Here is a 13282-nt window from a genome sequence, read left to right on the forward strand (position 1 = left end):
ATGATCCGTACCCGGAGTGGCCTGCGCCCGCGGCTACAGGCCGCTCGCCCGCAGCGTGATGTTCAGCCGTCCGGCCAGGCCCAGCGAGGCAGGCGCCGTGCCGGGCCGGACGCTCGGCACGCCGTGGTAGGCGAGCCGGGACGGGCCGCCGAAGACGAACAGGTCGCCGCTGCGCAGCTCCACATCGGTGTACGGCCGCGTGCGCGTCTCGGTGTTCCCGAAGCGGAACACACAGGTGTCGCCGAGGCTGAGCGAGACCACCGGCGCGTCCGCCCGCTCGTCGCCGTCGCGGTGCATGCCCATGCGGGCGTCGTCGTCGTAGAAGTTGATCAGCGCGATGTCGTACGGCACGGCTGACACGGCGTCCGGGCCGAGCGCGTCGGCCACCGCCCGGCGGCCCAGTTCGCCGAGCCAGTCGGGGAACGGCTTCACGGGGCTGCCGTCGCCGTCCACGACGGTGCGGGCGTAGGCGTACGGGTACCAGTGCCAGCCCAGGCAGACCTGGCGGGCGGTCATCGTGCCGCCGCCGGGGGTGCGGACCGTGCGCAGCCCGGCGGGGGGCCGGGCCCACGTCCGGCAGACGGTGAGCAGGGCGCGCTGCCGCTCGGCGTCCAGCCAGTCCGGGACGTGCACGGCGCCCGGCGCGACCTGTGCGCGCTCCCGGGGAAACAGCTCGTCCTCCATGCCCCCCATCCTGCACCACCGCCTCTGATCTGCGGCTCCGCTAGCCTGGACGCACGATGAGCGACCGTATGACGACACCGTGGGGCGAGGTCGAGCTGACCCGTTTCCCCGAGGATCCCCGCGACCGGCTGCGCGCCTGGGACGCCGCCGACGCGTATCTGCTGCACCACCTCGCCGACGAGAAGGTGCCGCTGACGGGTGCGGTCGTGGTGGTCGGGGACCGCTGGGGGGCGCTGGCCACCGCGCTGGCGGAGCACCGTCCGGCGCAGATCACCGACTCCTTCCTCGGCCAGGAGGCGACCCGTGCGAACCTGGCGCGGGCCGGGGTGGAACCGGGAGCCGTGCGGCTGCTCACCACCCAGGACCCGCCGCCCCAGCGGGTGGACGTGCTGCTGGTGCGCGTGCCGAAGAGCCTGGCGCTGCTGGAGGACCAGTTGCTGCGGCTGGCCCCCGCCGTGCACGCGGACACGGTCGTGGTCGGCACGGGGATGGTGAAGGAGATCCACACCTCCACGCTCCAGCTGTTCGAGCGGATCATCGGACCGACCCGGACCTCGCTCGCGCGGCAGAAGGCCCGGCTGGTCTTCTGCGCCCCGGACCCGGCGCTGGAGCGGCCGGCGAACCCGTGGCCGTACGGGTACGCCCTGCCGGACGACGTCGGGGTGGTGTCGGGGCGCACGGTGGTCAATCACGCGGGCGTCTTCTGCGCGGACCGGCTGGACATCGGCACCCGCTTCTTCCTCCGGCACCTGCCGCCGCCCGGCGCCGGGCGCGTGATCGACCTCGGGTGCGGCAACGGTGTGGTCGGCACGGCGGTGGCGCTGGCCGATCCGGCGGCCGAGGTGCTGTTCGTGGACGAGTCGTTCCAGGCGGTGGCCTCGGCGGAGGCGACGTACAAGGCGAACGGGGTGCCGGGGCACGCCGAGTTCCGGGTCGGGGACGGACTGGCCGGGGTCGCGGCCGGCAGTGTGGACCTGGTGCTGAACAATCCGCCGTTCCACTCCCACCAGGCGACCACGGACGCGACGGCGTGGCGGATGTTCACCGGTGCGAAGCGCGCGCTGCGGCCGGGCGGCGAGCTGTGGGTGATCGGCAACCGGCACCTCGGCTATCACGTGAAGCTGAAGCGGCTGTTCGGGAACAGCCGGCTGATCGCCGGCGACCCGAAGTTCGTCGTACTGAAGGCGGTCAAGCAGGGCTGAAGGCCGCGCGGCAGGGCTGAAGGCCCGCGAAGGCCGTGCGGCAGGGCCGAACGCCGTGCGGCGGGGCTGAGCACCGTCGAGCGAACGCGGTGGACGGGGCCGGCGCCGGTGTCACCGGTCGCGGTCCGGCCGAATCGGACCGGACCGGACCGGACCGCGATCCGTACGCGGCGGCCACGCGCAGGGCGCCGCACCGGACGGCCCCGCGCCCCGTCCTCAGCCGGGCGGCCCGGACAGGACGCCGATGATCCGGGCCACCTCGCAGGCCATGGCCTCCCGGCCGACGCTGAGGTACTTCCGGGAGTCGACGGCCTCCGGGTGGGCGGCGAGGAACGCGCGGATCGCCGCGGTCATGGCGCTGTTGAGGGCGGTGCCGACATTGACCTTGGCGATGCCGCCGCCGACCGCCGCGACCAGGCCGTCGTCCGGCACGCCGGAGGAACCGTGCAGGACGAGCGGTACGGCCAGCGCGCCGGACAGCCGCTTGAGCAGGCCGTGGTCGAGGACGGCGGTGCGGGTGGTCATGGCGTGCACGCTGCCGACGGCGACGGCCAGGGCGTCGACTCCGGTGCCGGCGACGAAGTCGCGCGCCCGGTCCGGGTCGGTGCGGGCGCCGGGCGCGTGCGCGTCCAGCGGGGGCCGGCCGTCCTTGCCGCCGATCTGCCCCAACTCGGCCTCGATCCACAGCCCTTGGCCGTGTGCCCAGTCGGCGGCGGCCCGGGTCGCGGTGAGATTGTCGGTGTACGGCAGGCGCGCGGCGTCGTACATCACCGAGCCGAACCCGGCGCCGGGCGCCTGGCGCAGCAGGTCGTCGCTCTGCACATGGTCCAGGTGCAGCGCGACGGGTACGGCGGCTTCCTCGGCGGCGGCGACGGCGGCGCGGGCCAGCGGCAGGAGCCGTCCGTAGCGGAACTTGACGGCGTTCTCGCTGACCTGGAGGACCACGGGAGAGCCGGCCGACTCGGCGCCGGCGATGACGGCCTCGATGTGTTCCAGGGTGATGACATTGAACGCGGCGACGGCGGTGCGGGCCGCGGCGGCCTGGGTGACCAGCTCGCCGGTGGACGCGAGGGGCACGTGAGGTGTCCTTCCGGGACGGGGGCCGGCGGGTTCAGGGGGCGAGGATCACGGAGCGGGTGAGATGGCGGGGCCGGTCGGGGTCGAGCCCCCGGGCGGCGGCGACGGCGACCGCGAGCCGCTGCACCCGCACCAGTTCGGCGAGCGGGTCCAGCTCCCCCTCGATCCACAGCCCGCCGGTGGCCCGGACCTGTGCGGCGAGCCCCTCGGGCGCCGCGCCGAGCATCCAGGTGGCCGTGCCCTCGGTGGTGACGCTGATCGGGCCGTGCCGGTACTCCATCGCGGGGTAGGACTCGGTCCAGGAGAGGGCGGCCTCGCGCATCTTCAGCCCGGCCTCGTTGGCGAGTCCGACGGTCCAGCCGCGCCCGAGGAAGGTGAACTGCATGCATCCGACGAGCCCGGCGGGCAAGGGAGTGGCGAGGGCGGTGCGGGCGTCGGCGACGACGGCGTCGCCGTGCAGGCCGAGATGGGCGCGCAGGAGGGTCAGCGCGGTGGTGGCGAACCGGGTCTGGACGACGGAGCGTTCGTCGGCGAAGTCGAGCACGACGAGGTCGTCGGCGGCTGCCCTGACCGGGGTGTCGGGGTCGGCCGTGACGGCGGTGGTGCGGGTCCGGCCCGCCGACTTCGCCAGCAGGTCCAGCACTTCGGTGGTGGTGCCGGACCGGGTCAGGGCGACGATCCGGTCGTACGGCCGCCCGTGCGGGAACTCGGAGGCGGCGAACGCGTCGGTCTCCCCCTGCCCGGCGCCCTCGCGCAGCGCGGCCACCGCCTGGGCCATGAAGTACGAGGTCCCGCACCCGACGACGGCGACCCGTTCCCCGGGCTCCGGCAGTGCCCCCCGGTACCGCTCCGCCTGCTCGGCCGCCCGTATCCAGCACTCCGGCTGGCTGTTCAGCTCGTTCTCGACATGGGTCATGCCCCACACCCTCCCCTTGCTGATTGTTCCTGCAAGATATAGCGAGCTTTCGAGCACAATCAAGCATTCGTCTGCAAGGTAGGGGTGCGCTAGGGTCGCGGGAGACCGGAGGCGATCAGGAGAGGGAGGCCGCGGATGTCCCGGGACGCCCGTTGGCAGGCGCTGCTGGAACTGCTCGTCGAGCGCGGCCGGCTGGAGGTCGAGGAGGCGGCGGCCGAGCTGGAGGTGTCGGCGGCCACGATCCGCCGGGACTTCGACCAGCTCGCCGAACAGCAGATGCTGGTCCGCACCCGGGGCGGAGCGGTGGTGCACGGGGTGTCGTACGAACTCCCGCTGCGCTACAAGACGGCCCGGCGTGCCTCGGAGAAGCAGCGCATCGCCAAGGCGGTGGCCGAACTCGTTGCGCCGGGCGAGGCGGTGGGGCTGACCGGCGGTACGACCACGACGGAGGTGGCCCGCGCACTCGCCGTGCGCGGCGACCTCGCCACCGGCTCCCCGGCGCTGACCATCGTGACCAACGCCCTCAACATCGCCAACGAGCTGGCCGTACGCCCCCAGTTCAAGATCGTGGTGACGGGCGGGGTGGCGCGTGCGCAGTCGTACGAACTCATCGGCCCGCTCGCGGACGGGGTGTTGAGCCAGATCACGCTCGATGTGGCGGTGCTCGGCGTCGTCGGTTTCGACGTGGCGCACGGCGCGGCGGCACACGACGAGGCGGAGGCCGCGATCAACCGCCTGCTGTGCGAGCGCGCCGAGCGGGTGGTGGTCGCCGCCGACTCCAGCAAGCTGGGCCGCCGGGCGTTCGCCCGGATCTGCGGGGCGCAGCTGGTGGACACGCTGGTGACGGACGCGTCGGTGGAGCAGGAGACGGTGCGGCGGTTCGAGGAGGCGGGCGTGCGGGTGCTGGCGGTGTGAGCCGCCGCGCCACCGGGCCCGGCCGTCACCCCCGCCGCGCCACCTGGACCGGGCGCCGCACCGCCGGGACTCGGGCGCCGTCCGCGACGCCGGGCCGGTCCCTCACATACCGCTGAAGTCGACCTTCACGAATCCGGCGCCCCGCTGGTCGTTGCAGCCCAGCGGCGGCCGGTCGGCGGGGTCGGGCCCCGTCAGCTGGGCCTGGAGCGCCACGCTCACCAGGGTCAGCAGCAGGTCGACATCGCTGCCGGCGTCCATCCGCAGCGTCACCCACTGCGAGCCGGGAACGATCCTGATCGCACCCGAGTCTCTGAGGTCCTTGGCGAACCGCCGGATGGCCCGGTCGGTGAGCCGCAGATCGACATCACGCTCGGAGTGGAAGTGGACGATCTCACCCTGGACCGAACTCACCGCCCGTCCCAGACCACAGCTCGGGACGGTCGGTCTCAGGTCCGGCCAGTTCGCCAGTTGCGCAAGCGCACGCGAGGCCAACGTCATGGGCCCATCATGACGCGCTCACCCGCCCGCAACCAGCTCGTGAACAAGCATTAACCGACCTGTATCCGCAGCGCGTTCCGGAACCCGCACGCCCGTCCTTGCCTCGAACAGTCCCTCCCCCTCGCCCGGTTGCGGCACCGCGCTTCCGGCGCCCCGCGGAAACCGCAGGTCGGCCCGTGCGGGCGGGCCGCGGCGCCGGCGCCGCACCCCCCGGCGGGCGGGCCCGGGGCCGCCGGACGACGGCCGGCTCCGGCCGCAACCGCCCCGAAAGGAGGAAGTACGGGGGGAGCCGGTCCGGCCCCCGGTCCGCCATTGACGTCCCGCCCGTTCACCGCGGCCCCTCGGCGTCCCTTGCCCGTGCCTCCGACCGCACCTACGCTGAGTTTGTGCCGCAAATAAACAAAACCCGGACGCACAGTGTCGCGCCGGGCCGGAACCACACGTCGCTGCGTGCGGCGATCACCGCCTTCTTCGCGCTGGACGGCTTCATCTTCGCGGGGTGGGTCGTCCGCATCCCCGACATCAAGCACCAGACGCACGCGTCCGCCGGCGACCTCGGGCTCGCCCTGCTGGGCGTCTCCGCGGGGGCCGTGCTCACCATGACGCTGACCGGCCGGCTGTGCCGCCGCTACGGCAGCCATCCGGTGACCGTGGTCTGCATGGTGGTGCTCGCGCTCAGTGTCGCGCTGCCCCCGCTCACCCACTCGGCACCGGCGCTCGGCGCCGTCCTGCTGCTGTTCGGCGCGGCCTACGGCGGCGTCAACGTGGCCTTCAACAGCGCCGCCGTCGATCTGGTCGCCGCCCTGGGCAGGCCGATCATGCCCAGCTTCCACGCCGCGTTCAGCCTGGGCGGGATGATCGGCGCGGGCCTCGGCGGACTGGTCGCCGGCGCCCTCTCCCCCACCCGCCACCTCCTCGGCCTCGCCGTGACCGGGCTGCTCGTCACGGCCGTCGCCGGGCGCACCCTGCTGCGCCAGGAACCGCCGGCGCCGCCGGAGCGGATGCCTGCGGCACCGGCGGGGACGGACGGCGCTACGAGCGGCGGGCCGGCCGGACGCGGCCTCGTCGTCGTCTTCGGGCTCGTCGCGCTGTGCACGGCCTACGGCGAGGGCGCGATGGCCGACTGGGGCGCCCTCCACCTCCAGCAGGACCTCGCGGCCTCCGCCGGCACCGCGGCCGCCGGGTACGCGTGTTTCGCGCTCGCCATGACCGTCGGCCGGCTCTCCGGGAGCGCGCTGCTGGCCCGCCTAGGCCGGGCCCGTACCGTGATCGCCGGCGGCACCGTCGCGACCGCCGGCATGCTGCTCGGCTCGCTCGCGCCGACCGTGGGGGCGGCGCTGGCCGGCTTCGCGATCACCGGAATCGGGCTCGCCAACCTGTTCCCGGTCGCCGTGGAGCGGGCGGGCGCGCTGGCCGGACCGTCCGGCGTGGCCGTCGCCTCCACCTTCGGCTACGGCGGCATGCTCCTCGGGCCGCCCGCGATCGGTTTCATGGCCGACTGGTTCTCCCTGCCCGCCGCCCTCACCAGCGTGGCCGCGCTGGCCGCCGTCGCCGCCGCCATCGGGGTCATGACCCGGCGGGTACTGGGCCGTTGACCCGTCCCCGCCGTCTCGCCGGCCGTCCTGCTCCCCGGCCGTCATTGTTTGTAGCCGCCATTGTCTGAACACAACGCTTCGTGTTCCACTAATCTCCTTCCGCCACATCGATCACCGCCCCCGGGCGGGAGAGCACCCACGAGGGATCCGTGTGTGACGACCTGGGGTTCGAGAAACTCCTCAGTGAGGAAGGCTTCTTCGCTCGTCTGCTCGGACGGTCGCCGTCGGGTGGCGGGCGGGAGCCGCTGTACGGACCCGATCTGCCCGTCGTGCTGCTCACCGGCGGCCCCGGCATGGGCAAGGCGCGGCTGCTGCGGACGGTGCGGGACCGCTTCGCCCCCAAAGTGCCGGTGATCTACCTGGACTGCGGCTCACCGGTGTACGCGGACCGGGCGGAGCCGGAGCCGGGCGCCCGCTCGGCCACGACCGAGCTGCTGGTCGAGGCCGCGAGACGGCTATCCACCTGGCAGGGGACGGGCGGCTCGTTCGCCTTTCCGCGCCTCTTCGCGGGCCTCGCGATGATCGCGACCGGAGCCGCGGAGGGCACCCCGGAGGCGGTGGCGACGGAGGTCGAACGCTATGAGGAGCTGCCCCAGAAGCAGCGCCTGCGCGGCCTGGGGACCGGCGACTTCTGGCGGGGCGTGCTCCGCGGGGCCATGCGCAACCTGCTGACCACGCTGTCCGGGCAGACGCTCGACCCGTACGCGGCCTCGGTGAGCACCGCGCTGCTCGATGCCCTCTTCGCGAGCCTGGCGCCCCGGGGCAAGGCGGAACTGGCGCGGATCTACGGCGCCTACCCCGGCGCGGCCGGCCAGCCCGAGCACGGACTGCGCGACCTCGCCACCGACTTCCAGGCCGGCGGCGAGGACCGGGAACTGGCGGAGAGCTTCCTCTTCCGGGCGCTGCGCGAGGACCTGGAGGCCGCCTACGCGTCGGCGTCCGGCTGGCTGCGCCGGGTCGGCCGCCCGGCACTGCTCCTGGACCACGCCGACTCCGCGCTGGGCGAGCGGCTGGTGCGCGCCGTGCTCACCGACCGCCGGGAAGGGCAGCGCGACCGCGTGGTGATCGTGGGCACCGCGCGCCGCGCGGACGGCGGAGCCTTCCTGTACGAAGGGCTGCCTGCGACGGAGGTGCCGGCCCCGGCGCAGTTCCGGATCGCGGACCGTGTCCCGCCCGCCTGGTCCCGGCGTGCGGACTCCGGAGCGGTCCGGGCACCGCTGGCCGACGGGGTGCTCCTGCTGCGGATGCCCTTCCTCACCGTCGACCAGCTCCGGCTGGAGACCGAGCGAAGACAGCGGCGCGCACAGCCGGACGGCGGCACGAACCGCCGCCGTGTCGACGCCGCCGTGGCCCGGCTCAGCGGGGGACGGCCGCACACGGTGATCCGGCTGGCCGCCGCCGTCGCCGCCTTCCGGATGCCGGCGGACGCCAACGACCGGGACGTTCTGGACGCTCCGCTGCGGCTCCCGGGCGACGGCGCTCCCGAGCGGCCGGTGGCGGACCTGCTGCTGAGGGAGCTGGTCCTGGAGCAGTTGCCGGTGCGATTACCGGCCGAACACCAGGATCAGTGGCTCGATGTGCTCACCCATCTGTCGGTGGCGCACGACGAGGAGTGCGCGGACGTCCTGCTCCGCCACCATCAGTCGGGCCGGGTCCACCGCCTGACGGCCCACCAGGTGTCCCAGCTGCTCACGGACACCGGCTGGCCCAGCTGCGAACGGCACTTCATCGGGGACTTCGGGCTGCGCCAGCTGCTGGTGCACCGGCTGTACGGGCTGCGCCCCGACGGCGCGGCCTGGTATGCCGACCACCATCTGCTGCGGGACCACTACGCCGGGCGCGTGACGGACGAGGCGGCGGCGGACGAGGGCACGACGACTGCGGGCACGAGGCCCGCGGGCGCGACGGCTGGCGCGACGGCCGCGGGCACGACGCACGAGGGGGTACCGGACGGCCGGGCGTTCCGGTCGGTCGTGGCGCACGGGATGAACCACCACCTGGTCTCCGGAGGCGTCGACGACGTGGTCGGCCATCTGGCCGCCACGCTGCCGGGCCGGCCCCAGGAGTGGTGCGCGGAGCTGCTGGAGATCGCCCAGGCCCCGTATCCGGGCGGGGCGGACGCCCGCCGGGACCGCGCCGAGGGCCTGGTGACGGTGCACGGGCCGGCGCTGCGCCGCACGGTGGACCAGCTGCTGCACGCGGTCTGGCTGTGCGAGGAGCGGACCAGGCCGACCGGGCGGGAGACGGCCCGCACGCTGGCCAAGCTGCTGAACCTTCTCTCGATCATGGAGTTCGACGGCGCCGGGCAGCTCGGCAGGACCGCCACCCACTGGAGCGGCCTGGCGGAGAACGAGCAGCCGCTGCTGCGCTGCGCCTGCACCGAACAGCTCGGGCGAAGGAGATAGCGGGGATGCCCAGATGGAAGAAGATCCTCTACACACTGCTGGTCACGGCGGTGACCGTGGCGGCGGGCCTGTTCGGCTGGTCCCTGCTGCACACGCGGGACACCTGCGCCGAGGGGGTCGAGCGGATCGGCGGCGAGTGCGTCGGCGTCAACGGCGCGGGCTATGACTTCGGCACACCGGAGATCCGGGGCGTGGCGCGAGCCATCGCCCGCGAGAACGAGAAGGTGGACGGCCAGCCGCATGTGACGGTGGCGATGATGCTGCCGCTCCAGTCCGACCGGGCCGCCCTGCGACGCCAGATGCGCAGCGACCTCCAGGGCGCCTATCTGGGACAGCTCCAGGCCAACGGGGGCGAGGGCGAGCCGCCGAAGGTCCGGCTGGTGCTGGCCAACCCCGGCCGGGAGTACCGGCACCAGGCGAAGGTCGTGGACACCCTGCTGCGCATGGCCGACTCGTCCGAGGACCGGCTGCGTGCTGTCACCGGCTTCAATCTGAGCCTCGACGCCACCGTGGAGGCCGTCACACGGCTCACCGACCACCAGGTCCCGGTGCTCGCCTCCCGGATCAGCGGGGACCAGATAGCGAACCGGGACGGGATGGGCGAGCAGCGGTTCCCCGGCCTGGCCAGGATCATCCCGACCAACCGCGACGCCGCGCAGGCGCTGGCCGACTTCAACGGGGAGCGGGGCCGGGAGAACCGCAAGACGGTGCTGGTCTACGACAGACGCCCGGACAACTACAACGAGTCGCTGGCGAAGGCGTTCAGCGGCATCGAGGAGAAGGGCACGCCCGGTCCCGCCGCGATGCCCTTCGAGTCCCCGGCCATCGACGAGCCCGGTTCGACCGGCAACCAGTTCACCCAGATAGCCAACAACATCTGCGACTCCGAGGCCGACACCGTCTACTTCGCCGGGCGCACCCTGCATCTGCGGATCTTCGCCCTCAAGCTCGCCCAGGTGGGCTGCAAGAACCGGCACTACACCATCATCAGCGGGTCCGACGCCGCCTCGCTGCGGCTGGACATGGGAGAGCAGGACTGGGCGCAGCTGCGCGGCGCCGACGGCAAGGCGAGGGTGACGGTGCAGTACGCCGCGCCCGCGCACCCGGATGCCTGGCGCACCGAGCTGGCCGCCTGGACCGACAAGTGGCGGGCGAGCCACCACCGCGAGCCCTCCGCGGACGAACTGCCCCAGTACCTCGCCGAGCCCAAGGCGGCCCTGGACGGCTTGCGGAAGCTGATCGCGGCCACCCGCGCCCAGGGGACGGACCTCGGCTCCGCGCCGGACCTGGCGGACTCCCGGACGATGCTCGTGTACGACGGCCTGGTCACCATCGGCACGGCACTGCACCAGATGCAGAGCGGCGGCGCCAAGGCGCTGCCCAGCCTGGCGGACGTGGGCAGGGAGTGGTCCCAGCTCCAGTCCCGGCACCGGGTGCGCGGCACGAGCGGCCTGATCTGCCTGACCAGCGGCGGGAACCCGTACGACAAGCCGGTCGCGGTGGTGGAGCTGGATCCCGGTCAGGCGGGCCGGGGCAAGCTGAAGTTCGTCGGTCTCGGCTGGCCCATCGGCCGGGAGCAGCCGAGGAACTGCGTGATCCCCAGCCGCACTCCCTGACCCGTGTCCGGGGCCCGTGGAGCCGTACCGGCCGACCGCCGTGCCGGCCGGGGACAAGTAGGCGAATTCTCCGTTGACTTCGGCTGATCGGCCGTGCGACGGTGAGGACGGGTTCCGTTCGAGAGCCCGTGGGAACGGGGAGGCAGACGCGCTGTGACCTTCGGAAACGATGAACCCCGCCGGGCCATGGACCGCAGTCTGACCTCGGATCAGGTCGACTTCTTCGAGAAGGAGTTCGCCTCCCGGCCGGCGAACCAGCTGATGCAGAACGCTGTCACCCAGACGGCCGTGGACGACGTGGCCCTGGACCGGCGGGTCCTCACCGGTATCGACCACTCGGTCTCCCACCACCTGGACGACTGGAAGGCCACCAACCAGAAGCAGAGCGGGCGCTGCTGGATGTTCGCGGGGCTCAATCTGCTCCGCGTGGGCGCCGCGCGGAAGCTGGGCCTGAAGGACTTCGAGTTCTCCCAGAACTACCTGCTCTGGTGGGACAAGTTCGAGCGGGCGAACCACTTCCTGGAGGCGGTCATCGAGACCTCCGGCCGGGAGGCGGACGACCGTACGGTGGCGCGTCTGCTTGCGGATCCGATCGGTGACGGCGGGCAGTGGAACATGTTCGTGGCGCTGGTCGCCAAGCACGGTCTGGTGCCCAAGTCGGCCATGCCGGAGACCGACAGCTCCTCCTCGACCCGGGCGATGAACCGGGCCCTGAAGACCCTGCTCCGGCAGGGCGCCCGCGATCTGCGCGGTCAGGCCGCCGAGGGCGTCGAGGCGCAGCGGGAGCACAAGCGCGAGGTCCTGGCCGCCGTCCACCGGGTGCTCAGCATCCACCTCGGCACGCCTCCGCGCCGCTTCCTGTGGCAGTGGGAGGACAAGGACAAGAAGTTCCACCGCGACGGCTGGCTCACCCCGGCCGAGTTCGCCGCCTCCTACGCGCAGCTCCCGCTGGACGAGTACGTCTGCCTGGTGCACGATCCGCGCGAATCCAGCCCGGTCGGCCGTACGTTCACCGTCGAGTATCTGGGCAATGTCGTGGACGCGCCGCCGGTGGTCTATCTCAACGCGCCGATCGAGCTGCTGAAGCGGCTGGCCATGGACGCGATCGTCGGCGGCGAGCCGGTGTGGTTCGGCTGTGACGTGGCCAAGATGATGCGCGCGGACGCCGGCGTCTGGGACGCCGCGCTCTTCGACTACGCGGGTGTGTACGACGCCCCCTTCACCATGGACAAGGCCGCCCGCCTCGTGCACCACGACACGGAGATGACCCACGCGATGCTGTTCACCGGTGTCGACGTGGTGGACGGGAGCCCGCGCCGCTGGCGGGTCGAGAACAGCTGGGGCGAGGAGAAGGCCGACAAGGGCTTCTGGACCATGAACGACTCGTGGTTCGGCGAGCATGTCTTCGAGATCGCGGTCCGGCGTTCCGCGCTGCCGCCGGAGCTGGCCGCCGCGCTCGACGAACCGCCGATCGTCCTCCCCGCCTGGGACCCCATGGGCGCCCTCGCCGACTGACCACCGCGAGGCGCGGGTCGGCGGACTCCCCTGCCCCGGACGGTGGTGCGGGGGGGCTATCGTGACCCCGTGACCGGCTCGTCGGAGCGCGCCCTCCTCTTCCTCGACATCGACGGACCGCTCCTCCCGTTCGGACCGTCGGACGGATGTCCCACAGTGCGCTCCGCTGTGGCCGCCGAAGTCCCGGCCGGCCGGGGAAACCCGCTGCTGGTCCGACTCGACCCCGCCGTGGGACGACGTCTCGCGGCTCTGGGGTGCGACCTCGTGTGGGCCTCGACCTGGATGGACACCGCGAACGAGGTCGTCGCGCCGCGGATCGGGCTGCCGAATCTGCCCGTGGTGAGATGGCCGGACACGCTCCTCGACGAGGGGCCGCGCGGCCTGCACTGGAAGACCCGCCACCTGGTCGAGTGGGCCGGCGACCGCCCGTTCATCTGGGTCGACGACGAGATCAGCGCCATGGACCAGCTCTGGGTCGGCGCACAGTGCCGGGAGCCGTTCCTGCTGCACCGCGTCGACGCGGCCCAAGGTCTCACCGACGACGACTTCGCCGTGCTCACCGACTGGCTCCGCGCCAACGCGCCGTGAGGGCGGCAGCCACCTGCGCGGACCCCCGACTCCACCCGCTCTCACCAGAGACGGAGATCGACGCCGAGCTGGTCCGGGATCCGCTGCGGGCGCAGCACCCGGATCTCGCCGGCCGGCCCGGCGGCAGGGCCACCTGGGGCCCGGCCGGACACACCGCGCTGCGCCGGCTGATCGCAAACGTCCGCGGCTGACCGCGCCGGCACTCCACCCCGCGGCGAAGCGCGCCGGAACGTCACCCCGCCGACATCACACGCGTCCATCAGACTCGCCT

General features: G+C 73.1%; 12 protein-coding genes. 8 read left to right on the forward strand and 4 right to left on the reverse strand.

What is annotated here, in order from left to right; translation table 11 throughout:
* Positions 1-33: 33 nt before the first annotated feature.
* A complete protein-coding gene (locus tag ACF073_RS29195) occupies positions 34-684 on the reverse strand; it encodes an alpha-ketoglutarate-dependent dioxygenase AlkB family protein (protein WP_392074382.1) in 651 nt (216 codons plus the stop codon).
* Positions 685-752: 68 nt separating this feature from the next.
* On the opposite strand from ACF073_RS29195, the gene ACF073_RS29200 reads away from it, so the two are divergent.
* On the forward strand, positions 753-1886 hold the full coding sequence (locus ACF073_RS29200; RefSeq protein ID WP_392074383.1) for a methyltransferase: 1134 nt from the start codon (positions 753-755) through the stop codon (positions 1884-1886).
* A gap of 216 nt (positions 1887-2102) precedes the next feature.
* On the opposite strand, the gene ACF073_RS29205 is transcribed toward ACF073_RS29200, so the two are convergent.
* Positions 2103-2963 (reverse strand): class II fructose-bisphosphate aldolase, encoded by an 861-nt coding sequence (locus ACF073_RS29205; protein ID WP_392074384.1) that lies wholly within the window; start codon positions 2961-2963, stop codon positions 2103-2105.
* Between the two features lie 34 nt (positions 2964-2997).
* Positions 2998-3879: an SIS domain-containing protein gene (locus ACF073_RS29210; protein ID WP_392074385.1), complete on the reverse strand. Its 882-nt coding sequence runs from the start codon at positions 3877-3879 to the stop codon at positions 2998-3000.
* A 135-nt stretch (positions 3880-4014) separates the two neighbouring features.
* Between ACF073_RS29210 and ACF073_RS29215 the strand changes: the two genes are divergently transcribed.
* Positions 4015-4794 carry a DeoR/GlpR family DNA-binding transcription regulator gene (locus ACF073_RS29215; RefSeq protein ID WP_392074386.1) on the forward strand — a complete coding sequence of 260 codons (780 nt, stop codon included), beginning with the start codon at positions 4015-4017 and terminating at the stop codon, positions 4792-4794.
* A gap of 102 nt (positions 4795-4896) precedes the next feature.
* Here ACF073_RS29215 and ACF073_RS29220 read toward each other — a convergent pair whose 3' ends face one another.
* Positions 4897-5292 (reverse strand): luciferase family protein, encoded by a 396-nt coding sequence (locus ACF073_RS29220; RefSeq protein WP_392074387.1) that lies wholly within the window; start codon positions 5290-5292, stop codon positions 4897-4899.
* Between the two features lie 386 nt (positions 5293-5678).
* On the opposite strand from ACF073_RS29220, the gene ACF073_RS29225 reads away from it, so the two are divergent.
* The 6 genes from ACF073_RS29225 (at position 5679) to ACF073_RS29250 (ending at position 13202) form a co-directional block, all read left to right on the forward strand.
* Positions 5679-6887, forward strand: a complete 1209-nt coding sequence (locus ACF073_RS29225) for an MFS transporter (RefSeq protein WP_392074388.1) — start codon at positions 5679-5681, stop codon at positions 6885-6887.
* Positions 6888-7036: 149 nt separating this feature from the next.
* Positions 7037-9292, forward strand: coding sequence for a hypothetical protein (locus ACF073_RS29230; RefSeq protein ID WP_392074389.1), 2256 nt, complete (start codon positions 7037-7039; stop codon positions 9290-9292).
* A 5-nt stretch (positions 9293-9297) separates the two neighbouring features.
* Complete coding sequence (locus ACF073_RS29235) at positions 9298-10908, forward strand: ABC transporter substrate-binding protein (protein ID WP_392074390.1); 1611 nt, start codon at positions 9298-9300, stop codon at positions 10906-10908.
* Positions 10909-11094: 186 nt separating this feature from the next.
* Positions 11095-12423, forward strand: a complete 1329-nt coding sequence (locus ACF073_RS29240; protein WP_392074391.1) for an aminopeptidase C — start codon at positions 11095-11097, stop codon at positions 12421-12423.
* A gap of 69 nt (positions 12424-12492) precedes the next feature.
* On the forward strand, positions 12493-13011 hold the full coding sequence (locus ACF073_RS29245; protein ID WP_392074392.1) for an HAD domain-containing protein: 519 nt from the start codon (positions 12493-12495) through the stop codon (positions 13009-13011).
* Positions 13008-13202 carry a hypothetical protein gene (locus ACF073_RS29250; RefSeq protein ID WP_392074393.1) on the forward strand — a complete coding sequence of 65 codons (195 nt, stop codon included), beginning with the start codon at positions 13008-13010 and terminating at the stop codon, positions 13200-13202. The genes ACF073_RS29245 and ACF073_RS29250 overlap by 4 nt, the downstream gene beginning before the upstream one ends.
* Positions 13203-13282: the final 80 nt, after the last annotated feature.

The organism is Streptomyces sp. NPDC015171 (assembly GCF_043079545.1).
Taxonomy (GTDB): Bacteria; Actinomycetota; Actinomycetes; order Streptomycetales; family Streptomycetaceae; genus Streptomyces.

What these genes read in the sequence shown, in the direction of transcription:
- ACF073_RS29195 (WP_392074382.1), bottom strand. Translation starts at nt 684, where the DNA reads ATGGAGGACGAGCTGTTTCCCCGGGAGCGCGCACAGGTCGCGCCGGGC.
- ACF073_RS29200 (WP_392074383.1), top strand. Translation starts at nt 753, where the DNA reads ATGACGACACCGTGGGGCGAGGTCGAGCTGACCCGTTTCCCCGAGGAT.
- ACF073_RS29210 (WP_392074385.1), bottom strand. Translation starts at nt 3,879, where the DNA reads ATGACCCATGTCGAGAACGAGCTGAACAGCCAGCCGGAGTGCTGGATA.
- ACF073_RS29215 (WP_392074386.1), top strand. Translation starts at nt 4,015, where the DNA reads ATGTCCCGGGACGCCCGTTGGCAGGCGCTGCTGGAACTGCTCGTCGAG.
- ACF073_RS29220 (WP_392074387.1), bottom strand. Translation starts at nt 5,292, where the DNA reads ATGACGTTGGCCTCGCGTGCGCTTGCGCAACTGGCGAACTGGCCGGAC.
- ACF073_RS29235 (WP_392074390.1), top strand. Translation starts at nt 9,298, where the DNA reads ATGCCCAGATGGAAGAAGATCCTCTACACACTGCTGGTCACGGCGGTG.
- ACF073_RS29240 (WP_392074391.1), top strand. Translation starts at nt 11,095, where the DNA reads ATGGACCGCAGTCTGACCTCGGATCAGGTCGACTTCTTCGAGAAGGAG.